Origin of the sequence: Methanolobus tindarius DSM 2278 (assembly GCF_000504205.1) — an archaeon.
Classification (GTDB): domain Archaea; phylum Halobacteriota; class Methanosarcinia; order Methanosarcinales; family Methanosarcinaceae; genus Methanolobus; species Methanolobus tindarius.
The window spans coordinates 2,308,706-2,333,651 of record NZ_AZAJ01000001.1 but is presented as its reverse complement, the minus strand read 5'-3'; the positions used below and the strand labels follow the sequence as shown (position 1 = coordinate 2,333,651).

General features: G+C 42.3%; 21 protein-coding genes and 1 tRNA gene. 12 read left to right on the top strand and 10 right to left on the bottom strand.

Going from position 1 to position 24,946, the window contains the following annotated elements:
* Window positions 1–990: a type II secretion system F family protein gene (locus METTI_RS11250; protein ID WP_048135408.1), complete on the top strand. Its 990-nt coding sequence runs from the start codon at window positions 1–3 to the stop codon at window positions 988–990.
* 40 nt (window positions 991–1,030) lie between these two features.
* Here METTI_RS11250 and METTI_RS11245 read toward each other — a convergent pair whose 3' ends face one another.
* Both METTI_RS11245 and METTI_RS11240 read right to left on the bottom strand, forming a co-directional pair.
* Window positions 1,031–1,606 (bottom strand): FumA C-terminus/TtdB family hydratase beta subunit, encoded by a 576-nt coding sequence (locus tag METTI_RS11245; RefSeq protein WP_023845941.1) that lies wholly within the window; start codon window positions 1,604–1,606, stop codon window positions 1,031–1,033.
* Window positions 1,606–2,445 carry a fumarate hydratase gene (locus METTI_RS11240; protein WP_023845940.1) on the bottom strand — a complete coding sequence of 280 codons (840 nt, stop codon included), beginning with the start codon at window positions 2,443–2,445 and terminating at the stop codon, window positions 1,606–1,608. Before METTI_RS11240 ends, METTI_RS11245 begins: the two co-directional genes overlap by 1 nt.
* 254 nt (window positions 2,446–2,699) lie before the next feature.
* On the opposite strand from METTI_RS11240, the gene METTI_RS11235 reads away from it, so the two are divergent.
* Window positions 2,700–3,449, top strand: a complete 750-nt coding sequence (locus METTI_RS11235) for a PEF-CTERM sorting domain-containing protein (protein WP_023845939.1) — start codon at window positions 2,700–2,702, stop codon at window positions 3,447–3,449.
* Between the two features lie 150 nt (window positions 3,450–3,599).
* On the opposite strand, the gene METTI_RS11230 is transcribed toward METTI_RS11235, so the two are convergent.
* Window positions 3,600–3,685: transfer RNA gene (locus tag METTI_RS11230), tRNA-Leu, on the bottom strand.
* Window positions 3,686–3,954: 269 nt separating this feature from the next.
* Between METTI_RS11230 and METTI_RS11225 the strand changes: the two genes are divergently transcribed.
* Window positions 3,955–4,167 (top strand): winged helix-turn-helix domain-containing protein, encoded by a 213-nt coding sequence (locus METTI_RS11225; RefSeq protein ID WP_245596116.1) that lies wholly within the window; start codon window positions 3,955–3,957, stop codon window positions 4,165–4,167.
* Window positions 4,168–4,241: 74 nt separating this feature from the next.
* On the opposite strand, the gene METTI_RS11220 is transcribed toward METTI_RS11225, so the two are convergent.
* Entirely contained in the window at window positions 4,242–4,700 is a 459-nt protein-coding gene (locus METTI_RS11220; RefSeq protein WP_023845937.1) for a hypothetical protein, read from the bottom strand.
* A 236-nt stretch (window positions 4,701–4,936) separates the two neighbouring features.
* Here METTI_RS11220 and METTI_RS11215 point away from each other — a divergent pair, with 236 nt between their 5' ends.
* Window positions 4,937–8,362, top strand: a complete 3,426-nt coding sequence (locus tag METTI_RS11215; RefSeq protein WP_023845936.1) for a DNA polymerase II large subunit — start codon at window positions 4,937–4,939, stop codon at window positions 8,360–8,362.
* Window positions 8,363–8,433: 71 nt separating this feature from the next.
* Here METTI_RS11215 and mmp10 read toward each other — a convergent pair whose 3' ends face one another.
* Complete coding sequence (gene mmp10 / locus METTI_RS11210; RefSeq protein WP_023845935.1) at window positions 8,434–9,657, bottom strand: methyl coenzyme M reductase-arginine methyltransferase Mmp10; 1,224 nt, start codon at window positions 9,655–9,657, stop codon at window positions 8,434–8,436.
* A 413-nt stretch (window positions 9,658–10,070) separates the two neighbouring features.
* On the opposite strand from mmp10, the gene mcrB reads away from it, so the two are divergent.
* The 6 genes from mcrB (at window position 10,071) to METTI_RS11180 (ending at window position 16,397) form a co-directional block, all read left to right on the top strand.
* Window positions 10,071–11,375: a coenzyme-B sulfoethylthiotransferase subunit beta gene (gene mcrB / locus METTI_RS11205; RefSeq protein ID WP_023845934.1), complete on the top strand. Its 1,305-nt coding sequence runs from the start codon at window positions 10,071–10,073 to the stop codon at window positions 11,373–11,375.
* A 50-nt stretch (window positions 11,376–11,425) separates the two neighbouring features.
* Complete coding sequence (gene mcrD, locus METTI_RS11200) at window positions 11,426–11,920, top strand: methyl-coenzyme M reductase operon protein D (protein WP_023845933.1); 495 nt, start codon at window positions 11,426–11,428, stop codon at window positions 11,918–11,920.
* A gap of 8 nt (window positions 11,921–11,928) precedes the next feature.
* Window positions 11,929–12,531, top strand: coding sequence for a methyl-coenzyme M reductase I operon protein C (gene mcrC / locus METTI_RS11195; RefSeq protein WP_023845932.1), 603 nt, complete (start codon window positions 11,929–11,931; stop codon window positions 12,529–12,531).
* Window positions 12,532–12,543: 12 nt separating this feature from the next.
* Entirely contained in the window at window positions 12,544–13,293 is a 750-nt protein-coding gene (gene mcrG / locus METTI_RS11190) for a coenzyme-B sulfoethylthiotransferase subunit gamma (RefSeq protein WP_023845931.1), read from the top strand.
* Window positions 13,294–13,303: 10 nt separating this feature from the next.
* A complete protein-coding gene (gene mcrA / locus METTI_RS11185) occupies window positions 13,304–15,022 on the top strand; it encodes a coenzyme-B sulfoethylthiotransferase subunit alpha (protein ID WP_023845930.1) in 1,719 nt (572 codons plus the stop codon).
* Between the two features lie 235 nt (window positions 15,023–15,257).
* Window positions 15,258–16,397 (top strand): TIGR04083 family peptide-modifying radical SAM enzyme, encoded by a 1,140-nt coding sequence (locus tag METTI_RS11180; protein ID WP_023845929.1) that lies wholly within the window; start codon window positions 15,258–15,260, stop codon window positions 16,395–16,397.
* A gap of 46 nt (window positions 16,398–16,443) precedes the next feature.
* Here METTI_RS11180 and METTI_RS16205 read toward each other — a convergent pair whose 3' ends face one another.
* On the bottom strand, window positions 16,444–18,420 hold the full coding sequence (locus METTI_RS16205) for a PKD domain-containing protein (protein ID WP_023845928.1): 1,977 nt from the start codon (window positions 18,418–18,420) through the stop codon (window positions 16,444–16,446).
* 234 nt (window positions 18,421–18,654) lie between these two features.
* Here METTI_RS16205 and METTI_RS11170 point away from each other — a divergent pair, with 234 nt between their 5' ends.
* On the top strand, window positions 18,655–20,703 hold the full coding sequence (locus METTI_RS11170) for a hydantoinase/oxoprolinase family protein (protein ID WP_023845927.1): 2,049 nt from the start codon (window positions 18,655–18,657) through the stop codon (window positions 20,701–20,703).
* 106 nt (window positions 20,704–20,809) lie between these two features.
* On the opposite strand, the gene METTI_RS11165 is transcribed toward METTI_RS11170, so the two are convergent.
* The 3 genes from METTI_RS11165 to METTI_RS11155 all read right to left on the bottom strand — a co-directional run bounded on the left by METTI_RS11165 (window position 20,810) and on the right by METTI_RS11155 (window position 23,209).
* The gene (locus METTI_RS11165; RefSeq protein WP_023845926.1) at window positions 20,810–21,679 is read right to left on the bottom strand and encodes an archaellin/type IV pilin N-terminal domain-containing protein; all 870 of its coding nucleotides are present in this window, start codon (window positions 21,677–21,679) and stop codon (window positions 20,810–20,812) included.
* 217 nt (window positions 21,680–21,896) lie between these two features.
* A complete protein-coding gene (locus METTI_RS11160; protein ID WP_023845925.1) occupies window positions 21,897–22,553 on the bottom strand; it encodes a cyclase family protein in 657 nt (218 codons plus the stop codon).
* A gap of 20 nt (window positions 22,554–22,573) precedes the next feature.
* Window positions 22,574–23,209 carry a histidinol phosphate phosphatase domain-containing protein gene (locus tag METTI_RS11155; RefSeq protein WP_023845924.1) on the bottom strand — a complete coding sequence of 212 codons (636 nt, stop codon included), beginning with the start codon at window positions 23,207–23,209 and terminating at the stop codon, window positions 22,574–22,576.
* 216 nt (window positions 23,210–23,425) lie between these two features.
* Here METTI_RS11155 and METTI_RS11150 point away from each other — a divergent pair, with 216 nt between their 5' ends.
* Complete coding sequence (locus METTI_RS11150) at window positions 23,426–23,716, top strand: DUF211 domain-containing protein (RefSeq protein ID WP_023845923.1); 291 nt, start codon at window positions 23,426–23,428, stop codon at window positions 23,714–23,716.
* A 45-nt stretch (window positions 23,717–23,761) separates the two neighbouring features.
* Here METTI_RS11150 and METTI_RS11145 read toward each other — a convergent pair whose 3' ends face one another.
* The gene (locus METTI_RS11145; RefSeq protein ID WP_156916277.1) at window positions 23,762–24,784 is read right to left on the bottom strand and encodes a tetratricopeptide repeat protein; all 1,023 of its coding nucleotides are present in this window, start codon (window positions 24,782–24,784) and stop codon (window positions 23,762–23,764) included.
* Between the last annotated feature and the right edge of the window lie 162 nt (window positions 24,785–24,946).

The following is a 24,946-nucleotide window of genomic DNA, read 5'->3' as shown; positions in this document are numbered from 1 at the left end:
ATGAAGTTAACTGAATTTTTGAAGTTTAATGCAAACGATCAGGACATGCTTACGGAAGAAGAACTGACAGAATTGGAAGACACAATTATCAGTTCGAAAATGGAGGAAGCAACGAAGAATGTGGTGATTAAAGAATTCATGAAGGATCCTTTAAACACGCTGTACAACTATCCGATATATACCTTCGCTATCAGTTTACCCGTTTCACTGATATTCTTTGCAATTGGTTACATAGCTACGCAGGGAACACCGATTATTGATGATGTGATAATTTTTACAGTTCTTATTGCAATTACACCACCTGCATTTACATTCCATAAGAAATACAAGAGGACAGATACAATTGAAGAATACCTGCCTACTTTCCTGAGAGATATTTCAGAAATGAGCAGGGCAGGACTTACACTTCCAAGGGCAGTTAACACTGTTGCAAAAGGAGAATACGGAGCTCTTACAAAGGAAGTTCAGACTATGGATGCTTCAATGTCATGGGGTGTTTCCTTTGAAGAGTCGTTGCAGAACTTTGCAAAAAGAGTACCTACACCTATTATAGTAAGATCAGTTTCACTTATCACACAGGCAAGCAAGGCAGGAGGACGTGTCGCTGCTGTTCTTGAAGCTGCCGCACGTGATGCAAGGGAAGTAAAAATACTGGAACGTGAAAGACGTGGTAACATGATGGTATACGTAGTTATCAGTTACATGTCATTCTTTGTGTTCCTTTTTGTTATTGGAATGCTTACATCCACTTTCGTACCAACAATGGCAGAAGCCGGAAAAGCTGCACAGGCTGCTGGTGCCGGAAGTCAGTTTATCGGTTCATTTGACCCGGCAAAATATACGCGCCTAATGATGCATACCGGTGTAATCCAGGGATTTATGAGCGGACTTGTGGCAGGACAGATGGGAGAAAGTTCTGTATTCCAGGGACTGAAACACTCTATCATCCTTACTCTTATAGCATGGATGGTATTCACATTTGTTATCTAAACAAATGAACAAGACAAGATCAAAAAGATTTAAGGAAGGCTTATTCGATTTTAGAATAAGCTTCCAGTGCTTTTTTTCTTACATCTGTAAAAAGATCGTTTTCGTGAGAATCAATCCCCACAACCAGAGGACCGAAATTCTCCACTTTAAGTTCCCACACAGCTTCTGGCATTCCAAGGTCTAACCAGTGGACTGTGGTTACTTTTGCAATACTCATGGCTGCAAGGGCTGCACATCCTCCTGTAAATGCAAGGTAGACTGATTTGCCCTTCATGGATTCTGTCACATTATCCATACCGCCTTTTCCAACAAATGCACGCACTTCATGAATATCCAGAAGTGAAGGTGTCATTTTTGACATTCTTGCACTGGTGGTCGGTCCGGCAGCGACAACTTTCCACTCACCGTCTTTTCCTTTCATGAGAGGACCACAGTGATAAATTACTGCACCTTCAAGGTCAAATGGAAGTTGCTTTTTTTCCTCTGCCATTTCAAGAATCCTTGCATGGGCTTCGTCTCTTGCAGTGAAAACAGTTCCGCTGAGATAAACAATATCACCTGATTTTAGTTTATCAACATCTTCCTTTGTTAGCGGTGTATTGAGTTTGTATTCCATTACTTATCACCACCCAGAACAACTGAAGCATGTCGATTTGCCCAGCATTGAATATTTACAGCAACCGGAAGTGATGCTGTATGGCAGTGTGCTTTTTTGATGTGAATTGCCAGGGCGGTTGTTTTTCCTCCAAGTCCCATTGGCCCTATTCCAAGTGAATTTATGTCTGCAAGCAGAGCTTTTTCTTCTTCATCCATTTCATCAACTTTCCTAAGCAGGGCTGACTTTGCAAGTCTTGCAGATTTGTCAAATGAGCCACCAATACCTACACCTACAACAATTGGAGGACATGGTTTTCCACTTGCATTAAGGACAGTTTCCAGTACAAAATTGCGTATACTGTCCTTTTCAGTAGGATTGAGCATTTTTATGGAACTCATATTCTCAGAACCTGCACCTTTTGGAGCCACGGTGATCTTAATACTGCTGCCGTCCACAAGTTCGTATTTTATATCCGGAATTCCGTCTCCGGTATTATTTCCACTGTTGCTTCTGGTTAAAGGGTCAACAGCATTTGGACGCAGTGGTATTGATTCGGTTGCCTTTTTCACACCTTCAAGAATAGCATCCTCTAGCCTGAAATCCATTCTGCAGTCACGGCCGAGTTCAACAAAGAATATAAGTATGCCAGTATCCTGACACATGGGCACTTTATTCTTTGCTGCAATCTCAATGTTTTTCAGTATAGCTTCAAGCTGTTCCTTTGCAATAGGAGATGATTCCCCGGATGCGGCTTTTTGCAGTGCATCAACAACATCCCAGGGCAATACAGTCTCCGCCTCTTCTAAAATATCAACAACAGCAGATACAACAGTATCATAATCAATTTGACTTGACAAAAAAGATCACCTTTAATTAGGGTAACTACGGAATTGACTAACTTAAACTTTTGTATGACTATTGAAAAAAGAGGTTTTATTAAATATCATTCGGCCATTACGGGAAACGGCTGGTATTTATGGTGGTAAAAACGATAATGATTAAATAGCTTGCTTGGTAGATAATTTAGATATCTTAGCTTTTTTAATTCAGTGTTTTTGTTGCTATCGGCCATTGTAGTTAAACTACAAAATAGTAAAAGGTGCGATATAATATGAAATATTTAGAAAACAGAATACTTTCCGGAGTATTCACAAAAACCCTGGCTGCAGCATTCATCATTATGATGTTTGTAGGAATAAGTGCCGCAGCTCCAATGACATTTTTCGGAGAAGACGCAGGACTTGGGGAAAGTACACCCCTTTCAAGCTGGCCTAATGCTGATGCAGCAAAAGATGACTTCCTTTCACACCTCAATGGTGTAGGTGTAGAGGATCTGGAAAGCTTTAAAGACGGTGATGAGGCACCACTAACAGTGGACTTTGGAGCAGCAGGAACCGCAACATTGAACGGTACAGGTGAAATTGAAACCAATATCGGTTCTGGCAGGTATCCAATATCCGGGGACAACTTCTGGGAAGCAACTGGTGATTTCTCCATAGAATTCTCAGAGGCCCAGGTTGCATTCGGATTTTATGGTGTCGATGTAGGTGACTTTGATGGACAACTTACAGTAGTATACGAAGATGAAACCACTCAGACACTTACCATTCCCCACACAACAAATGCCTATGGTGGAGCTGTAATCTACTATGGTTTCATTGATCTGGATCATCCATTCACAAAAATCACATTCGATAATACTATGCCAGGATACGACTACTTTGGATTCGATGACTTTACCATTGGAACAAAAGAACAAGTCAACAATAACAACAACGAAATTCCTGAGTTCCCAACCGTTGCTATCCCAATGGCAGGAATAATTGGAATGATGTTCCTCTTCCAGCGCAGGAAAGAGTAAAATTTTCGCAATTAGGGGTATCCCTAATTCTTTTTTTATTTACCAGTAATTGAATCAGGACTGGTTATCAAGTTATGTATCTTTTAATCGGAAAAGCGTAGCTACTTCAACTATATAATATCCTGAAAAACATCGATTTATTTTGAATAATGGTGCGGGAGAAGGGATTCGAACCCCCGAACGCCTGCGCGAGCAGATCTTGAGTCTGCCACCGTTGGCCACTTGGTTACTCCCGCATACGAGATTAACGATACCAGTATTGCCGTATTTATTATAAATTTAACTGTTGTCAAATACGACACTTATCATCTGTATAATTATGCAACAAATAAACAGTAATATAAGTTCAGGAACATATTTACTGAGTATTACTACAAATCGATCAAGTTAAATATAGGATATACAAAATTAAGAGTATAGTGGTATACCAGTGATACATTATTATATTACTGGAATATGTGGTACTAAAATAGAATGCAGGGGGCATACTATTAGGCGGAGTAGGTTGGATATTACAATAGCCATTCTGAAAATAGCAATGGATGGAGCAAAAAAGACGCAGATCGTTTACGGAGCAAACCTAAATTCAACAATTGCAAACAAATATCTTGCAAGGCTTGAAGAAAAGCAGCTCATAGAACACAAAGGGAATATCTTTGTTACTACGGACAAAGGCAGAATGTATAAAGACATGGCCAGCGAACTTGATATTCGCTGACATCTTGTTACGTGTTTACTTACATAATTACTACAACTGTAGAACCTGGAATCAAATCAATCAAAGATTGCTTTTCATATAAGACCAAGTAACTGTGAGATTTTGAGGACAACATTTGCCACTGTGTAGGTAACACTGTTCACGAGTCCTACGGGCTCAATAACAATATCACCATTATCTTTTGCTTCTACAAAAGTTTCAAGTGGTGTTTCAGAGTCCATTACACTTCTTACAGTGGCCTCACTGGCACCGATGATCATAGTAGCTTCAAATTCAGCATCTTCTGAAACTTCCTCAAAAGTTGTAACATATGCATTTTCAGTAACTGCTTTTATATAAATCTCATCACCTGAATCAGCCACGATGACAAGTTTAATTACCTCATCCCCAAGCAGGCTCTTGAGATAGGAAGGCAGGTACTCTGTATTTTCATTGTACTCATTGACTTTTATTTCGAGATCATTAACTATATCCGCACTTGCTACCTGCATGAGCAATGTCAGTAGCATTATAAGAATTACTATTTTTTTCATTTCCTTCCTCCCGCGCATGATGCATTCTTATTGACAGAGTGTTGGATTAATGACCCGCACATATTGTGCTATTTTCATTCATATGCCCATCAGAATATTGCACCAAATATATATTGAATACAATTATAGTTATAGTTGTCTGTAAATTATATATAAAAAACTGTAAAAAGACTTAATTTCAGGAAAACTGTTTTAAGAACATAAGCATAATTGCATCTTCAAGAGGGCGATTTCTAATGGGTGAGATTGTAGTAAGCGATGCCATGAGAGATTATTTTGAAGAGCTTGAGTCCAATCTCCACAAAGAAATAGAAATTGCCAACCGTGCACGTTCCAGAGGCAGGGACCCAAAGCCACACATCGAAATTCCCCTTGCAAAAGACCTTGCCGACAGGGTGGAGAATCTCATAGGTGTAAAAGGTGTTGCAGAGCAGATACGCATATTTGACGAGACCATGTCACGTGAAGAAGGCGCTCTGGCCATAGGAAAAGCTGTTGCAGAAGGCGTCGTAGGTGAGTTTGATTCAAAGGAAGAAGCAATCGAAGCCGCCATTCGTGTATCCGTTGCAATGCTCACAGAAGGCGTGGTAGCTGCTCCGATTGAGGGAATCGATAAGGTAACCCTTGGAAAAAACGATGACGGAAGCGAATACATCAGGATCTTTTATTCAGGACCAATACGCAGTGCAGGAGGTACAGCCCAGGCATTGTCCGTTCTCGTTGGAGATTATGTTCGTCGTGCCGTGGGAATTGAAAGATATAAGCCGCGAAAGGAAGAAGTCGAAAGATACGTGGAAGAAATCCTGCTTTACAGGCGTGTTGCAACTTTGCAGTATACGCCCTCAGAAGACGAAATCAGGCTTATTGTAGATAATTGCCCGATATGCATTGATGGTGAACCCACTGAAGCTGAGGAAGTTGAAGGTTACAGGAACCTTGACAGGATAGAAACAAACAGGGTACGTGGTGGTATGTGTCTTGTGCTTGCAGAAGGTCTGGCGCTGAAAGCTCCAAAAGTCCTGAAGCATGTCAATAAACTTGAAATGGACGGCTGGGATTGGCTCAATACACTTATAGCCGGAGCAAAAAGTTCAGGTGACGATGAAGGTGGTTTTGTAGGTGTCAAACCCAAAGATAAGTATTTACGTGACCTGATTGCAGGAAGACCCGTATTCTCACACCCCATGCGGCCTGGTGGTTTCAGGCTCCGTTATGGCAGGTCAAGAAACACATCCTTTGCCGCAGCAGGAATCAGTCCTGCCAGCATGTATATAATGGACAGCTTCATCGTATCAGGCACACAACTTAAAGTTGAGAGACCCGGTAAAGCCGCTGGAATGGCACCAGTTGACAGCCTGGAAGGACCAACTGTCAGACTGAAATCTGGTGATTTAATAAGAGTTGATGATGAGCAGGAAGCTATTGAAATCCATCCTGAAGTTGAAGCCATAATTGATATTGGCGAGATTCTTATCAACTACGGTGACTTCCTGGAGAACAACCATCCGCTTGTACCTTCTTCTTATTGTTTTGAATGGTGGATACAGGAATTTGAAAAAGCGGTCGAAAATCTGCCCTACACAAGGGATGAACTTAAAAATCCGTCACAGGAACTTGCATTGGATTTATGCGAAAAATACAATATCCCACTTCATCCTGCACATACTCATCTCTGGCATGACATATCTGTGCAGGAATACGAAAAACTTTCAACATTCATATCCGAGAATGGAGTTCTTTCACATGACTCAAAAATACTTGAACTTCCACTCAATCTAACTACAGATTCCGGAATTAAAACAATCCTTGAACATCTCCTTGTTCTTCATAAAATAAATGACGAGAAGATAATAATCGAAAATCCTTTACCATTTATCAGATGCATGGGACTGGACAGCGAACTGAAAAAAAAATGGAATTCTTTGCCGGAAGAACTTACAGAAACTGTGCAGGTAGTCAATGAACTCAGCGGTCTTATTGTAAGGGAGCGCGCACCAATACGAATCGGAGCCAGGATGGGACGTCCTGAAAAATCCAATAAAAGAAAAATGTCTCCTGCTCCTCATGTGTTGTTCCCAATCGGGGATTCTGCCGGAAATACGCGTAAGATGGAGGCAGCAGCTGGATATATTTCCTCAATGAACAGCAAAGTCGGACAGATACGTGTTGAAATAGGTAACAGAGTATGCCCGGCCTGCGGAATGGACACTTTCCTTTATCGCTGTGACTGCGGTGAGTTTACCGTACCAAAACTATTCTGTCCAAGATGTGGAATTTCAGCACAGAAAGAAGAATGCCCGAAATGTGGTTCAAAGACCACATGCGTGAAAATGCAGAATATAAATTTTAAGGAAATTTATCAGGCAGCCTTTGCAAAAGTCGGTGAGCGTGAGAACATCGAAGTGAAAGGTGTCAAGAGAATGATGTCAGGAACCATGACTCCGGAACCTCTTGAAAAAGGAATTCTTCGGGCAAAACATGACCTTTATACCTTCAAGGACGGAACTGTCAGGTACGATATGTCCGATATTCCGCTTACACATATCAGAGCCGATGAGCTGGGAATTAAAGTTGAAAAATTAATTGGAATCGGGTATACAGAAGACATCTACGGAAATAAACTGGAAAGGGACGATCAGGTTGTCTGTCTTAAAGTTCAGGATCTTGTAGTCTCCTATGATTGTGGACAATACCTTTTGAGAACAACGAAATATATTGATGACCTGCTTGAGAAATACTATGGAGAGGAACCATATTACAAAGCAGAGAAGCTTGAGGATCTTGTTGGAGTTATGCTTATGGGACTTGCACCCCACACTTCTGCAGGTGTTCTTGGAAGACTTGTTGGTTTTACAAAAGCATCTGTTGGCTATGCACATCCATTCTTCCATGCAGCTAAAAGAAGAAACTGTGACGGGGATGAAGACTGTGTCATGCTGCTGATGGATGGTCTCATTAATTTCTCAAGGGACTACTTGCCAGAGAAAAGGGGAGGTAAGATGGATGCACCTCTTGTACTTACCACACGCCTAGACCCCAGTGAGGTTGACAAGGAAGCACACAATATAGACGTGTGTGATCACTATCCACTGGAATTCTATGAAGCTACACAGAGTTATACAAATCCAAAGGAACTTGAATCCACTTTTGACCTTATAAGTGCAAGGCTTGGAACTCCTGACCAGTACGAGCACTTTATGTACACCCATGATACGACCGATATTGCTGCAGGTCCGCTTAACAGCGCTTACAAGACACTGGGAAGCATGGTGGAGAAAATGGATGCACAGCTTGCCCTTGCAGATAAAATCCGTGCAGTTGATGCTTCTGATGTGGCTGAAAGGGTTCTTATTTCACACTTCCTGCCAGATATGTTCGGTAATCTAAGGGCGTTTTCAAGACAGGGGACCCGATGTCTAAAATGCGCTGCTAAATTCCGCAGGCCGCCTCTTACGGGAATTTGTCCGAAATGCGGAGGAAGGGTCATACTTACGGTTCATGAAGGTGCTGTGAAAAAGTATCTTAAGGTCTCAAAGAAAGTCGCTCATGAATACAATGTTTCCAGTTATACAAAACAGAGAATAGAACTGCTGGGCCTGGACATGCAGTCACTCTTTGAAAATGATAAATCAAAACAGACCGGACTGCTGGAATTCATGTGAGCATCCGGTGCCTTGATAATCAATATTAGTCCTGTTTAAACTCCTGGTTTTGATTTTATCTATTCATCGATTTACAGACCTATTGCATTTATTTCGTGAATAAGTTCTGTGAACTCTTTAATCTCAAATTCAAGAACCTCTTCTTTGCTGTGACCAATTGACATTTCACCATCATAGGTCAGCATTTCCGGTCCCCTGCGTACAAAGCGGGATACTCCGTCACGGGATAAAACTGAAGTTACTTCAGGGTCGTGCACAAATGCTCTTCCCGGAATTATGACAGTTTCCTTTACATCCGCAAGGTCCAGTTTTTCCACATCTTCAATGGTTATAAGACAGCCTATATCCTTGTCCACGGCAACTACGTTTACAGCACTTCCAAGTTTTGTGAAAACTTCCTGAAGCCTGTCTTTAGAAGCTCGACTGCTGAGGATTGTTACATCCTTGCGCATTTCAGGAAGCCTGGCAAGAGCTTCGGGTTCATTTCTGATTGCATATGGAGAGCCGATAAGTGGATCTTCAAGAGGTGTTCCTGTTATACGGAGATTATATTTTGAATCTGCATTCCTTACAATGTTTACAAACTCTTCAATGCTGTGTGTTTCAATTCCTTCCATTACAGGAGCATTGTTCAGTATGAGGCCTTCCTCTGTTTTGTTGGCAAAGCGCATGAGAATTGCACCTTTTGCACCCATTTCTTCAAGATCACTGAGGGTTTTGTCAAGTACTTCACCATCGTTAACTCCGGGAATGAGAACAATAGCTGCATAAACATCACAATGCTGACAGAATTGACGCAATACTTGAAGTGCAGCTTCCGGTTCAGGGTCTCGCATGTATTTTCTTCTGAGTTCCGGATCCGTTGCAAATACTGTGAACGATACTTCGGTGACTCCGTATTCTATGAAGAACTCTGCTTCATCTCCATTACTGAAACCTTTTCCACTGGTATAACCCAGATGTATCGGAAGACCGAATTGGGCAATGTTGGCTACAAGCTCCATAAGATCCGGATAACAGCTTACATCGCCTCCACCGCTAATAGTGATTTTCTCAATATCGTCACCTGCCATCATAAGACGCTGGTATAGATCCTGGAAAACATATTGTCCGGGTTTAAATCCGGAATAAGATTCCCTGACACCTCTGGTGCAATAGTCACAACCCTTTTTGAAAGGGAAACAGTACTTGCATCCAAATGGAGGGGTCTCTTTAACTTTCTTGAAATAACAATATGTGCAGAAGCCTTTGCAATCTATTCCGGGATTGCCTCCCACGTCAGCAGTAATCTCCATAGAACGAGATACATATTATATAGGTACTTAAAGGTTTGCGGCTCACATAAATGATATTTTTAATAAATAATCATATACATGATGATAAGACGTAATTATAACATTTATGAGAAAATGCACATTTATTGTGCCCTCTTTGTTCTATTTAAATGTATCTAATACCATGATAAATTAATACCACTGTAATTTATATACACATCGAAATTTTGCTTGCGGTTGATGATTGCGAAATTGTCTCGGAACGATGCAAAAGGTTTAAACGTCATCGTTGCTTAATAAATCCGAGAATTCCCAGTGGAAAGTATTCGTACAGGAAAATTACTATGTGGTACAAAGTAATTGACTTTCATTCACTCATCTGTACATTTCCAATATGGGTGATTTCTGAATAGAAACATAGGAGGAAAATATACGTGTCTGATAAAATAGACATTTACGACGACAGAGGTAAACTGTTGGAAAGCGGCGTTGATCTTACAGCTATTGCGCCAACTAGAAACGCAGCGATTCAAAACATCATCAAAGATACAAAGAGGACAGTTGCTGTAAACCTCGCAGGTATCGACAAAGCACTCAAGACAGGTTCTATGGGTGGAGCTAAAAAGCAGATCCTTGGTAGAGAACTTGACTACGACATTGTAGGCAACTCAGGTGCTATCTGTGATGCAGTAAAGAAGCTCATTCAGGTCAGCGATGATGACGACACAGCAGTAACAGAACTTAGTGGTGGAAAGCAGCTTCTTGTCCAGATCCCAAGCGTAAGGACACAGATAGGTGCTGACTTCGTATCTGCAAGTACCGTAACAGGTGCAGCAGTCGTACAGACCATCATTGACATGTTCAACACTGACATGTTCGATGCACCAATCGTAAAGTCCGCTGTATGGGGAAGCTACCCACAGACAATGGACATGAAGGGCGCAAACATTGCATCAATTCTCAGCATTCCACAGAACAACGAAGGTCTTGGTTACTCCCTGAGAAACATCACAACAAACCACGTAGCAGCAATCACTGGCAAGAAGGCAATGAATGCAGCAGCACTCTCATCAATCTTCGAGCAGGTAGGTATGTACGAGATGGGTAACGCTGTAGGACCATTCGAGAGACACCAGTTACTCGGTCTTGCATACCAGGGTCTTAACGCAGGCAACTACGTTTACGACATTGTAAAAGAGAACGGAAAGGACGGTACAATCGGTACTGTTATTCAGTCAACAGTTGACAGAGCTCTTGAAGCAGGTATCATCTCAGTCGACAAGACAGCTCCATCCGGATACAACTTCTACAAGGCAAACGATGTTTCAATGTGGAACGCATGCGCAGCAGCAGGTCAGCTTGCAGCAACTATGGTAAACGTAGGAGCAGGAAGAGCAGCTCAGAACGTATCATCAACCATCCTCTACTACAACGACATACTTGAGAAGGAAACAGGTCTTCCAGGTACAGACATGGGTAGAGCACAGGGTACTGCAGTAGGATTCTCATTCTTCAGTCACTCCATCTATGGTGGCGGTGGACCAGGTATCTTCAACGGTAACCACGTTGTAACCAGGCACTCCAGAGGTTTCGCAATTCCTTGTGTATGTGCAGCAGTCTCACTTGACGCTGGTACACAGATGACAACCATCGAGAAGACCTCCACACTTGTCGGTAATGTATTCGGGTCAATCCCAGAATTCAAGGAGCCAATCAAGGCAGTGGCAGGTGCACTCTAAGACACAACACCCCTCCTAAAATATCACAGATAATCATAAAGGTAACAAAAATGTCCGATACTTTTTCAGAAGCAAACTATGTGCAGCTTGAAATATTCCCTTCAAGGCTGCTCAAACCCGAAACAGCCCAGAACTTACTCAGTGAGATCGCTGAAGTAGAAGGAATTATCAGGCTGTTTGTCCATGGCCCAAGACTTCCCCAGACCGTTCCTTACGGACCTGCCACAGGAATGCCTGTGAACCATCCTGGGAATGCTGTAATCGAGGTTGCAGGTCAGGCAATAGAACTTGCCGTATCCGTTGGCAGCATCCGTATGGAAGTTGTAGACGTAGATGTAAAAGAGCAGGTCAGGGAAGTTTGTGAAAAAGTTCTCACAGTTCCTTTCGAATTCAGGGAAGGACGCTTCATTCCTACGAGGCAGACAGTCAGTGACTATGCAAGACGTGGCCCAAATGCTGACCCCCTCATGACCGGAATGACCGACCCGAAAGGAAAACTGAAGAATAATCCAATATGTATCCTAAAACCTGACGATATGGAATGAGTGATTAGATGTTTGACCGGGAAACACAGGTTGTAGATTGCAGACACGGAATGGGTCTTGGCCGTGGAGGAGGACTTGCACAGCGCGGTACTCTTTCAGAAACCGGAAGACCTGATGTCATAGCAGTTGCAATGAGCCCGGGAAGAAGACATATCACAAAACCAGTATGTGAACTCACATATGGCATGCGCCGTGAGGAAATTCAGGTTAGTGTGCTTGTGCTTAACACCGGTTCAGGTGTTCCGGACACAAATATGGGTTCCGGTTCCTTTGGAATTAGTCCTGAGGAAATAGCACAGATCAACAGGCACAAAGTTGCTGTGATCCACACAGGAAATATCAGGGACCACGTGGTCAGAAAAGTAAAGGCAATTCTTGAGCAGGCCGATATTCCTGCAGTAGTTGTTTGCCAGACCCTCGTTGATTTCGAGGATTTCGCAATGGCAGGAGTTAGAACACGGCTTGTTAAACCTAAAGATAGTGATATTTTGGCAAAAGGAAGGGTAATGGAAATTGTGACAGGAGTTACACGAGGCGAATCATGTTCAAGGGAAAAACTGAACGAACTCGTGAAAGCCGTGAAAACCACAATGAGATCATTAGAGAATTAGGAGTGAATAATTATGGCATATGAACTACAATATTATCCAGGAGCAACATCCGTTGCTGAAAACAGAAGAAAACACATGTCTGGTAAAGTCGAGAAGCTCAGAGAGATCTCCGACGATGACCTGACACTTGTTCTCGGACACCGTGCACCAGGTAGTGACTACCCAAGCACCCACCCACCACTCGCAGAAATGGGCGAGCCAGAGTGTTCAGTCAGAGAAATGGTAGAACCAACACCAGGCGCAAAAGCTGGTGACAGGGTAAGGTACGTACAGTTCGTTGACTCAATGTACAACGGTCCATCAGTACCATACGTAAGATCATACAGTGCAGCTATCAACTTCAGAGGTGTCGACCCAGGAACACTTTCCGGTCGTCAGGTCGTTGAAGCTCGTGAGAGAGACATGGAAGAAGTTGCAAAGTTCCAGATGGAAACTGAAATGACCTGCCCAGCACTCGCAAGTCTTAGAGGTGCAACAGTACACGGTCACTCACTCAGACTTCCTGAAGACGGTGTAATGTTCGACATGCTCGACAGGTGCAGAAAAGAAGGCGACTCAATCATTATGCACAAGGACCAGGTAGGAAGACCTATCGACAAGAAGGTAAACCTCGGCAAGCCAATGTCCCCAGAAGAGGCAGCAAAGAGGACAACCATCTACCGTGTCGACAATGTGGCATTCAGAGATGACGCAGAGGTCATCGAGTGGGTACACAGAGTATTCGACCAGAGAACCACATACGGATTCAAGCCGGAGAACTGAGGTGATTATAATGGCAGACGATAGAAAGAGAATGTTTGCAAAACACATGGAAATTAAGTACACAAAAGAGCACGGTACTAACAAAATGGAAGGTGGAAAGATCACCGACAAGACTGTAGAGTACTACAGACTTGGTGTCGATCAGAACCCACGTAAATTAGAAATGAAAAAGGCAGGTCAGGAACTCGCAAAGAAGAGAGGACTTGTCGGTTACAACCCAATGATGCACTGTGGTGGTATCCCACTCGGTCAGAGAGCACTCACACCATCTTTCCTTTCCGGAACAGATGACATGGTCGAAATCGATGACCTTCACTACGTCAACAACGCTGCAATGCAGCAGATGTGGGATGACATCAGAAGGACCGTAATTGTCGGTCTGGACATGGCACACGAGACACTCGAGAAGAGGCTCGGTATTGAAGTCACACCAGAAACAATCAACCACTACCTTGAGACACTCAACCACGCACTTCCTGGTGGAGCAGTTGTCCAGGAACACATGGTCGAAACACACCCAGCTCTTGTAGATGACTGTTACGTCAAGATGTTCACCGGTGACGATGAACTCGCAGACGAGATTGACAGCCAGTTCCTTATTGACATCAACAAGGCATTCCCAGAAGAGCAGGCAGAGCAGCTCAAAGCAGCTATCGGCAAGAACTCATTCCAGGCAGCACACATCCCAACAATTGTCAGCAGAACCACAGATGGTGGTCAGACAAGCAGATGGATGGCTATGCAGGTCGGTATGTCATTCATTTCAGCATACAGCATGTGTGCTGGTGAAGCAGCAGTAGCTGATCTTTCATACGCAGCAAAGCACGCTGGTGTTGTTCAGATGGGAGAAATGCTTCCAGCAAGACGTGCACGTGCACCAAACGAGCCTGGAGGAATTCCATTCGGTCACATGGCTGATATCATCCAGACCAGCCGTAAGACACCAGAAGACCCAGCAAACGTAACCCTTGAGGTAGTTGGTGGAGCATGTATGCTTTACGACCAGATCTGGCTCGGTTCATACATGTCCGGTGGTGTAGGTTTCACCCAGTACGCAACAGCAGCATACTGTAACAACATCCTTGATGACAACCTCTACTACAACGTAGACTACATCAACGACAAGTACGATGGTGCAGCAACAACAGGTACAGACAACAAGGTAAAGGCAAACCTCGAAGTAGTAAAGGACATCGCAACAGAGTCCACAATCTACGGTCTTGAGAACTACGAGAAATACCCAACAACCCTTGAAGACCACTTCGGTGGATCCCAGAGAGCAACAAGCCTTTCCGCAGCAGCAGGTTCCGCTGTATCCCTGGCAACAGGAAACGGAAACGCTGGTCTTTCCGGATGGTATCTCTGTATGTACCTCCACAAGGAATCACACGGCCGTCTCGGTTTCTTCGGATACGACCTGCAGGACCAGTGTGGTGCTACAAACGTACTCTCATACCAGTCCGACGAAGGTCTTGCTCTTGAACTCCGTGGACCAAACTACCCTAACTACGCAATGAACGTAGGTCACCAGGGTGGTTACACAGCTATTGCATCCGCTGCTCACGCAGGACGTGGAGATGCATACGCAGTCAACCCACTTGTCAAGGTCTGTTTCGCAGACGATCTCCTTCCATTTGACTTCTCCAAGCCAAGGAAGGAATTCGCAAGAGGAGCTCTCAGAGAGTTCGAGCCTGCTGGTGAGAGATCACTCGTCATTCCAGCAAAATAATTTTAAAACAAGTGCAGGCTTAATGCCTGCTACTTACTCTTTTTTGGATTAGTACTGTTTTTCTGTTTTTGATTTTATAGTGATTCATTATTCGCTTGCTTTATAATAATAAAATAATTCAAAATTATTCACTCATTCGAAGAACCATTCATCCACTGCACCATGAATGATGGTTCTTAGAAAACTACTAATAACTTGAAACCTTGAAAACCCTTAAAAACAAGGTGCTATTAAAATGTCTTTTCACGTGATGCTAATCCCCACCCTGGGCTGTCCCGGAGAATGTAATTACTGCTGGAGTTCTGAAGAAAAATCCCCTGTAATGAGCATCGATACCATAAAAGAAGTAGTTGAGTGGCTCAAAAACTTCAAAGATGATTCAGTTACTTTTACCTTTCACGGAGGAGAACCACTTTTAGCAGGTGCTGATTTCTACAGAGAAGCTTTACCAATGCTTGCTGAAGGAGCAAAACCAAAGAAAGTGGCTTTTGCAATACAGACCAACCTCTGGAAGATGACAGATGAAATTGCTAAGATCTTTGCGGAGTATGAGATTCCCATCGGTTCCAGTCTTGATGGTCCAAAAGAGCTTAATGATTTCCAGAGAGGTGAGGGCTATTTTGAAAAGACCATGCGTGGCTATGAGATAGCAAAGGAACACGGACTTTCCGTAAGATTCATTACTACTTTCACCTCCCATTCCGAAAAATTCAGAGAAGAGATTTTCAATTTTTACCTGGAGAACGGCTGGACTCTCAAATTCCATCCTGCCCTTCCCTCATTACGTGGCAATGAACCTGAAAAATGGGCTCTTGATCCGGAAGAATACGGCAGGCTTCTTATCTACCTCCTGGACAAATATCTCGAAAACATAGACAGTATCGAGGTAATGAACATTGACCACCTCTGTAAAGGAGTGTTTAGTGGTAGAGGTGCTGTATGTACTTTCGTAGATTGCATGGGAGATGTTCTGGCCATAGGGCCTGATGGTGGCATATACCCATGTTACCGTTTTGTAGGTATGCCAGAATATGTAATGGGTAATGTTCGTGATAATCCAGGCATTGAAGAACTTTCAAAATCCGATGCATGGAAGCTCATGTTCGATTACAAGGATTACGTAGATGAAAACTGCAAGGACTGTTCCCATATAAAATATTGTAGAGGCGGCTGCCCTTACAATGCCATAACCCCAACAGGTGGAGAAATAAAGGACGTTGATCCACACTGCATTTCCTACAAGATGATACTCGACGAAATAACTGAAAGAGTTAATAATGAGATGTTCGGTGGACCAAGCATGGAAATGGATTTCTTCCAGAACCCTATGAAGCCTTCAAAGCCAGGAATAATGGCCCTGATGTTTAAGAAATAACCTGAAAAACAAAGAGCTGACAGGACAGATATCCCGTCATTTATTTTTAATTATTTATTTTTTCTAGCACAAGTATTGCAAGTGAAAAAAAGACAATTCCTGCCAGTGCACTAAAATCTGGTGTGCCCTTTATATGCCCGGCATCTGTTTCTTTAGTATCCGTTTCTTCTGTTTTTTCATCATCAAAAATTACCGATACATTTTCTTCTGCCTGAACGCTTTCTTCAAGTATTTCCTCACTGACATTATCAGTGATTGTTGCAGCATCCTGCTCCTGACTTGTTATCATAGATAAACGATAGCTGGAACTGGAACTACTTGAGCTTCCTGATTCAGAACTTCCCGTATTGACGGTAGATACGATAATGTAAGAAATCCTTGTGCTGATATTGCTTCCCTGATCATTACTTGCATTAAGCCTCACATTGTAGGTCCCCACGGCTGAATAAGTATGAATAGGATTCTGATCAGTTGAAGTGTTCCCGTCGCCGAAATCCCATAACCATGAGGTAGGGCTGTTTGTCGATGAATCAGTAAAGCCTACGGAAAGCGGAACCGCACCTGAGGTCACATTGGCACTGAAGCCGGCATCCGGAGAATCTACGACTGTGACGTATGAAGTTCTTACACGTGTACTGCTGCCTGATGGGTTTGTCAGTACCAAACTGACGTTGTAGATTCCTGTAGCGATATAATTATGCGTAGGTGTCTGTTCAGTAGAAGTTATCCCGTCACCGAAGTCCCATAACCACGAGCTGATCAAACCTGTGGAATGGTCGGTAAAGGCTATATCCTGTGTTGCTGTTACTGATGTTGTATTAACTACAAAGCCAGCAACTGGTGGTGCAGGTTCAGGAATGAAATCAATTTCCGGGTTTGCCCCTTCAGTAACGTTTACAGTCTGAATTACAGGTGTCTCATAGTCCTGCTTCACTACAGTGATATTGTATGTACCCGGCCAGAGATACAGGGTTGTATTGGCCTGCACTGATCGGTTGATCCCATCCACATATACCCAGGTATCCAGCACAGAGGAATTCACAGGCAACGTACCTATCATACAAAAAGCAAATTTGAGGTATGTGTAATGGGAGTCGGTGTAATCGTAATAACTGATCCCTGCATTTCCTGAAGAATCGAAGCAAAGGGATGCATACTCACCAGCAGCACCTGCGCTGTCCACTGTTTCTATTTCCCAGTTTGCCCCATTGTAATATGCAAATTTAAGGTAGTCGTTATTACCATCATTATAACTGATCGCCGGATTGCCTGAAGCATCGAAGCAAAGGGAAGTGTACTCTCCTCCGGCTGTGTTCAAACCTGCCGCACTGTCCACTGTTTCTATTTCCCAGTTTGCCCCATTGTAATGGGCGAACTTGAGATCGTAGCTGGTATTGAAATCATAATAACTGATAGCTGGATTGTCTGAAGAGTCGAAGGCAAGGGAAGCATACTTTCCAACATCTCCTATATTGTCCACTGTTTCTGTTTCCCAGCTTGCACCATTGTAATATGCGAATTTGAGGCTGGTGTTGCGCCAGTACTCGTCGTAATAACTGATCGCCGGATTGCCTGAAGAATCAAAGGCAAGGGAAGTATAGAGCCCAGCACCCCAACTGCTCTCTACCGTTTCTGATTCCCAGTTTACACCATTGTAGTCTGCGAATTTGACTGTACGATTTATGTAATCTAAATAACTGATCGCAGGATTGCCTGAAGGATCAAAGGCAAGGGAAGTGTAGTATCCAACCTGTCCTACATCGTCCACTGTTTCTATTTCCCAGCTTGAGTTATTGTAGTGTGCGAATTTGAGGTCCTGGGCATTATAATATTGATAACTGATTGCCGGATTGCCTGAAGAATCGAAGGCAAGGGAGGTATACTTTCCAGTAAGGTGGTCCCAAGTGGGATTAATATAACTGGAACCGTCATCCACCGTTTCTGTCTGCCAGTTCATTGCACTTACAGGAGATGCGAGTATCGCAAGAAGAAGAATTGCAAGCAATATAGATCGTTTTGTCATTTTTGACAGGTTCAAGGTAATCGCTCTTCATGATTATATAAATAGATGGGAATATATGTGCAACCATGCTCATGTATATTATATAAGATTTATGAAGAAGTATTACACACTTTTCACCATCAAATCCAATAAGACATCCTTTGAGAATAAACGGTAATGCTTAAATATTGCAAAACCATTGTTTTTTACATTATCAATTATGAAGTTAATTCTTACTTAAAAGGAGTGAACAAAATGCAATACAGTCTGGGCATTGATGCCGGAGGAACTTTTACAGACGGTGTGATTATCCGTGATTCGGATGGTATGATAATGGATGCCTCAAAAATGCTTACCACTTATCCTGACCCTATTGGTGGAATAAAGCAAGTAATAGATTCGCTGAACTCCGAATACTTGCGGGATGTTAAGCTGGTTTCAGTCTCAACTACCCTCTCTACAAATACTATCCTCGAAGACACAGGTTTCCCGGTAGGAGTTATCCTTGTTGGTGATTATGTTATTCCGAAAGAGGGATTCCCGGCAAAATACTATGTCCAGCTAGATGGTGGTCACACCAGCAACGGTGAAGAAGCCGCACCTCTTGATGAGGATGGTGTCAAGCTTTTTGCTCTTGAAGTAAAAGATCATGTTGCTGCTTTCTCAGTTTCATCATTCTTCAGCAACCGTAATTCAGAACATGAGCTTCGGGTAAAGGAAATAATCCGTGAGCTTACCGGACTCCCGGTTGTATGTGGACACGAACTTTCCCAGGAAGTTGGTGCTTACGATAGGGCTATCACTGCTTACCTGAATGCACAGCTTCTGCCAATCACACACAAATTCATCCAGTCAATCATGCAGGACATAAAATCAAGAGGCATGGATGCAAACCTGCTTATGCTCAAGTGTGACGGTTCTGTTGTCGGAATGGAAGAAGCACTTGAAAGGCCTATCGAATCCATATTCTCAGGACCGGCTGCAAGTCTTGTAGGTGCGTCTTTCCTGACAAAATATGATACATGTGCAATGGTCGATGTTGGTGGAACCAGTACAGATGTAGCACTTATCAGAAATGGAGTTCCGGAACTCAGTGACCAGGGTGCTGTAGTTGGTGGCTGGAAGACAATGGTCAAAGCCATCAGGATGGAAACTTCCGCAACTGGTGGAGATAGCCATGTATGGATTCAGGACCAGAAATTCTACATTGGTCCCAGGAGAGTTATCCCGCTTTGTCGTGCTGCAACCCTGTACCAGGGTTTTCTTGACAGGTTCAAAGAATGTAAATCACCATCAAGAAAACTGCTCTGCGAAAATGTACAACCAACAAAATTCTTTGTTCGTACCGGTCTTAAGCCTCTTGAACTTACCAGAACCGAGGAAGAAATATTCGATGTGATCCAGGGGACACCAGTTTCATATGTCGACATTTTCCAGCGCCTGAAAAAGCAACCGAGTGTACGTGGTCTTGACGGTCTTATACAGAAACGTCTTGTCCAATCCATTGGATTCACACCTACAGATGCGCTGCATGTACTTGGTGAATTTAATAAATGGGACACAGAAGCTTCCATACTGGGAGCTGAAAGGATTGCAAAACAACTGAGAATGACCAAGGAAGAAGTTGCCACCATGCTTAAGAAAAAGGTTGCAAAGAATATGGCATCAGACCTTGTATCTTATCTTGTGGATGGCATAACCCAACCTGTTATTGACCAGATGCTTACAGGCGATAATTATACACGCTTTAAGGTCGAAACACCGGTTATCCTGCTTGGAGGACCTGTTGTTGCATACAAGGAAGAGATGGAAAAACTCATTGATGCAAATATTGTAGTCCCTGAGCATGCCAGCGTTGGAAATGCTGTTGGTGCGCTTGTTGGCAAGGGCATTAAGCGTGTAGAGGTACTTATCAAGAAAGACTTTGCTCCAATCACAGGAGAAGATGTAACCGATGAGGAACTGAAGAATGCAAAAGAAGTTATCAGCTACTTTGTGTTTACCCCGGATGGAAGGGAGATCTTCCCGGACTACATCCAGGCTTTTGATTATGCCAGAAATACCGGTAAGGAAATAATAATGGATTACATGAAAGCTGCCGGCTATGGTAAGGATGAAGTCGAAATTGAAGTTACCAGAAAGGAACTCATGGTTAGGGAAGGAGAGGAACCTGTTGAGACTAAAGTAATTGTAGTGGGTATCGGTACATCCAAACTTGTCGTGGAAAAAGATGTAATCCCGGATTACATGCGCAAAAAAGCCATCAGCTCGCGCTCTGCCGAAGGATCATATTCAGGAAAGTGAAAAGACAAAAAATAGAAATAAAATCATATCAGGAAGGTTGCATAACGCTCAAATTAAGCTCATGTTTATTTCCTGATAATTCTAATTTTTTCTTATAATTAGGTATTTAGTACCTCAGAAGGATGTACTTTTCATCGAAGTATGCACCCGGAGTTGTGAAGTCGAAAACTACCAAAGATCCAGCTTCAGGCCTCACCTGGAATGATACTTCTGTCCTTGGTTCAAGACCTTCATATTCCTCATCATCTTCCAGGAAAACCCTTCTGATATCAACTACCACTTCCATGATGTCACCTGTTCTCAATACAGGTTGAGTAGCCTTGAATACGGTTTGATCACGAGTACGAATAGGACTTACTGAAAAATACTCGTGAGTCGGAAGATGAATTTCGTCATCCTCATCAGCAGTATCATACCTGACATTAGCTACATGATTTCCATCTGAAAGATAAATGATAAGCTGTGACAGATCAACATCTTCACTACCAGGTCCAAGCGATACAGAAATATGCAATTTTGCAATCTCACCATAATCCACAGCATCGCTAACAGTTACAGTTCCTGTTGTTGTACCATCTATAGTAAAATTATGTGAACCTGCACGTGAAAAACGATATTCATAATAAGAACCATCATCAACTGCAGTCTCATCTCCGCCATCAACAGAAATATTGAAAGCCCCTGAAGAAGATATCCATTCAATCATTCCACCTTTGGAACAATTTAAAGCAGTCGACGAAGGCGTACCACTTGTAACAGTAACCGTCGTGTAGCTGGCACGTTCACCCTCCACACGGTCAATACGCATGTTGGATGCAACCTCGCGGGTCGTTTCCTGGCCGGTTTGAGATGCTTTCTGCTGAAGCACTCCTGAGGTCTTGATCAAAAGGGCAGACGCTACGGCTGCCACAAGTACCATGGATATAAAGATGATAAGGGTACCTATACCTACCTGTGCACGGTCATCCCTGTGCATTAAATGTCTCTGATTTGCTTTCGTGCGATTCCCTCATGAAACGTTTTAGCAATCGTGTTACAGGTTTATATTGCGAGTTATACTATATTAATTCTGTTATTTAATATTTTTGACTAGTTAATATAGATATCATGCTAGTAACATCACAGAATAATTGCTTAACCAAATATAATTATACTTATATTTAAATCATCCTGTAAAATTGAAGAATAACTCATTATAACACGTTAACTGATTGGATATCCATCAAAATAGCACGTGAAGGTGCACCATCACATCCATCCAGCTTTAAAGGAAGACAAATAAAGAAATAAACACCCGGATTAACATCTTTTAAGTTCAAATACTCTACAATGTTGATTTTGTTTTTCAAAAAAAGGTGATGGTTGGGCAGGGAACTATCATCATCAACTGAAAGTGTATCAACACCAACTGCCTTGAACCCATTTTCAAATATCCATTTTCCCGCACTTGCCACAAGCACCCTGCCTGAACTTGGACTTTCAGCGGGGCAAACTGATGAACAATTATCCGTCTTTATCAAAATAATATCTGCATTTTCACCTGAATACAACTCATAGGCATTCTCAAGTTCGATATCTGTAATAGGACCACTGCCTGATGAGAGGTCCAGAAGAACAGCTTTACCCATCAGTGACTTTGGGTCAATATCAGCAACTGATTTTCCATCTTCATACAAATGTAAAGGTGCATCAACATGTGTACCCGTATGAGTTCCTATACTTATTCTGGTAACCGTAAAGCCATCTTTCGAAATGGAAGATACTTTTTCAAATACAGGAACAGGATCGCCGTCATAGACCGGAGTTTTTTCGGATATTCCGGTAGTGATATCAATAATTTTAAACTGCATCGATTAAAAAAAGAAAGTAATTACAGGAAGCGTATAGAGTTATTAAGTACATCCTGTGCCTGATTCTCAGATAGTCCTGCACCCATTGCAACTTTCAGGGCAAATTCCCTGGTAATAAGGTTGTTTGGGCTGTGTGCATCCGTATCAACAACAAGAGTTGCACCGGCTTCCATACCAATCCTCGCCACATGTCCGTTTGTCCTGTTGTGACCGTTCCTTGCGGTTATTTCAAGACAAACATCATTCTCGCGAGCTGTTTCAGCTTCTTCGATAGTGATAAAACCGGGATGTGCAAGTATATCAACATCTGCAAGCTCAACTGATGCAGCATTAGTTCCTGGCATTACGGGTTCATTTATTGTTTCACCGTGAACAACCACGATCTCTGCCCCGAGATCCTTTGCCATTTTTGCAAGAGGGGCAATCTTACGTGGTGGAACGTGGGTAATTTCCACACCTACCTTTACCTTAATATCAAGCTCATCTTCAAGGTACTTTGCCTTGCTCACATTCTTGATAATGTGTTCTACATTTGTAAAATCTGCATGGTCAGTGATACCTATTGCCCTGTAACCGTGAACAACGGCCCTTCTAACGAGTTCACTGGGTATAAGCTCACCATCGCTGAAAATAGAATGAGTATGCATGTCAATCATAAAAATACCTCATTGGATTGAGAATGAATCTTGGAATGAAACCTATTATGTACTGAAATTAGATAAAGCCATTCATAGGAAAACAAAAATAATATAATGTTTATAGGCAATGTTCATAAGTCCGATATTTAGTATTTGACATAAAATTAAATTCAGTATCAGATTTAGTATTTGATATTCACAGAATTATGGCTTTCTAATCAGGAAGGATAAACATTGACAGGAATTAGAAGATTGGTTCTGGATGTGCTTAAACCCCATCATCCATCAATTGTAGAGTTGTCCAAGACACTTAGTGTGCTTCCGGGGGTGCACGGAGTAAATTTGAGCTTATATGAAGTAGATCAGCAAACCGAAACTGTAAAAATCACAGTTGAAGGAGAGAACCTGGATTACGAGGAAATCAAACAGGCCATCGAGAATCTGGGTGCAGTAGTCCATAGTATTGATGAAATTGCTGCAGGAAAGCGTCTGGTAGAAGAAGTACAGACCTTGCAGGAGAGATAAAAAAATATTCGGACAAAATATCTGTATCCTTGCAGGATGCAGATGTTAAAGACTTTTATACGCACGTGCGATGTTGTGAATAACACCGTCGTGTTCAACCGGGAAGAGGCTTATCGTAAATACCTTTAATGCTTCGTTGTAAGCTGAAACCGCCTTTTCCACATTACTTTCTTTATTTTCCAGCTCAGATAGTTCAAACCATGCATTTCCAAGGTTGTTCTGGACTGTAGCATATTCTATTGGTCGACTGTCTATAGTATACACACATAGAGCATTGTTAAATGAAGTGATAGCATTCTCAACATTGCTCTTTTCACTTCCGTAAGAGGACATCTCAAGATAGAGATTTCCAAGGTTATTCTGCACACCTGCATATTCCAGGGAATATACATCTTCCCTGAATACCCGGAGTGACTGCTCATATGATGAAAGTGAAGTCTGCAGGAAGGCCATGTTATTTTCAATATTGCCCTTTTTTCTCCATGCATTACCAAGTTTATTGTTAATAGAAGCAAAATAAATAGGGTCAACTGCAATGGAATAGTAGCTTAACGCAGTTTCATAATAGTCAATTGAAGTATCAAGATCACTTACATCCCCTCTTGAAGCATATAGTTTAAGATAAGCATCACCCAGACCGTAATGGACCCTGAAATATTCTGCCGGATATTCTTCTTCTGTAATGAATTTCAGGGAATAATCATAAGCATAAATACTGTTCTGAAGATGATTTGAGGCATTTCCCATATCAGAGGATGCTATTTCCTCATATGTTTTTCCGCGGTAGTAATGATTCATTCCATATTCCAGTGGAAAATCCTTAGAGGATATTAAACTAAAAACAGAATTATACACTTCAAGTGCACTGTCATAGTTTCCTTCATCACGCAGCTGGGATGCCTGCTCCCATAAGGAATCAATCTGGTTCAAGGTCCTCTGCTGCTGGATGTAATCTCCAAAAACAACATATCCCGCGATAAGGAGAATAAGAATACCAACGCCTGCATATATTAACGTTTTTTTTTGCGGACGAGATTCAGGTTCAGGTATTTCACAGTTCATAGACATGTTCCGGAGTTTAATCAATGCCCATGCAAGTTTTTCTGTTTAAGAAAGTACTGCAAGTAATAGTAGTATAACTGCATACGCACTATATAAACTACATTACTTTATTGCATAAATATATAATTGAGGATGATATAGTACAAGTGACATTTTATTGCCACTTCA

Bases quoted from the DNA above. Each gene is read 5' to 3' on its own strand.
- METTI_RS11165 (WP_023845926.1), bottom strand. From the start codon at position 21,679: ATGCACAGGGATGACCGTGCACAGGTAGGTATAGGTACCCTTATCATC.
- METTI_RS11155 (WP_023845924.1), bottom strand. From the start codon at position 23,209: ATGATTGACATGCATACTCATTCTATTTTCAGCGATGGTGAGCTTATA.
- METTI_RS11160 (WP_023845925.1), bottom strand. From the start codon at position 22,553: ATGCAGTTTAAAATTATTGATATCACTACCGGAATATCCGAAAAAACT.
- mcrC (WP_023845932.1), top strand. From the start codon at position 11,929: ATGTTTGACCGGGAAACACAGGTTGTAGATTGCAGACACGGAATGGGT.
- mmp10 (WP_023845935.1), bottom strand. From the start codon at position 9,657: ATGGAGATTACTGCTGACGTGGGAGGCAATCCCGGAATAGATTGCAAA.
- METTI_RS11245 (WP_023845941.1), bottom strand. From the start codon at position 1,606: ATGGAATACAAACTCAATACACCGCTAACAAAGGAAGATGTTGATAAA.
- mcrD (WP_023845933.1), top strand. From the start codon at position 11,426: ATGTCCGATACTTTTTCAGAAGCAAACTATGTGCAGCTTGAAATATTC.
- METTI_RS11145 (WP_156916277.1), bottom strand. From the start codon at position 24,784: ATGTCTATGAACTGTGAAATACCTGAACCTGAATCTCGTCCGCAAAAA.
- METTI_RS11180 (WP_023845929.1), top strand. From the start codon at position 15,258: ATGTCTTTTCACGTGATGCTAATCCCCACCCTGGGCTGTCCCGGAGAA.
- mcrA (WP_023845930.1), top strand. From the start codon at position 13,304: ATGGCAGACGATAGAAAGAGAATGTTTGCAAAACACATGGAAATTAAG.
- METTI_RS11220 (WP_023845937.1), bottom strand. From the start codon at position 4,700: ATGAAAAAAATAGTAATTCTTATAATGCTACTGACATTGCTCATGCAG.
- METTI_RS11170 (WP_023845927.1), top strand. From the start codon at position 18,655: ATGCAATACAGTCTGGGCATTGATGCCGGAGGAACTTTTACAGACGGT.
- METTI_RS16205 (WP_023845928.1), bottom strand. From the start codon at position 18,420: ATGACAAAACGATCTATATTGCTTGCAATTCTTCTTCTTGCGATACTC.
- mcrG (WP_023845931.1), top strand. From the start codon at position 12,544: ATGGCATATGAACTACAATATTATCCAGGAGCAACATCCGTTGCTGAA.
- METTI_RS11250 (WP_048135408.1), top strand. From the start codon at position 1: ATGAAGTTAACTGAATTTTTGAAGTTTAATGCAAACGATCAGGACATG.
- METTI_RS11235 (WP_023845939.1), top strand. From the start codon at position 2,700: ATGAAATATTTAGAAAACAGAATACTTTCCGGAGTATTCACAAAAACC.
- METTI_RS11215 (WP_023845936.1), top strand. From the start codon at position 4,937: ATGGGTGAGATTGTAGTAAGCGATGCCATGAGAGATTATTTTGAAGAG.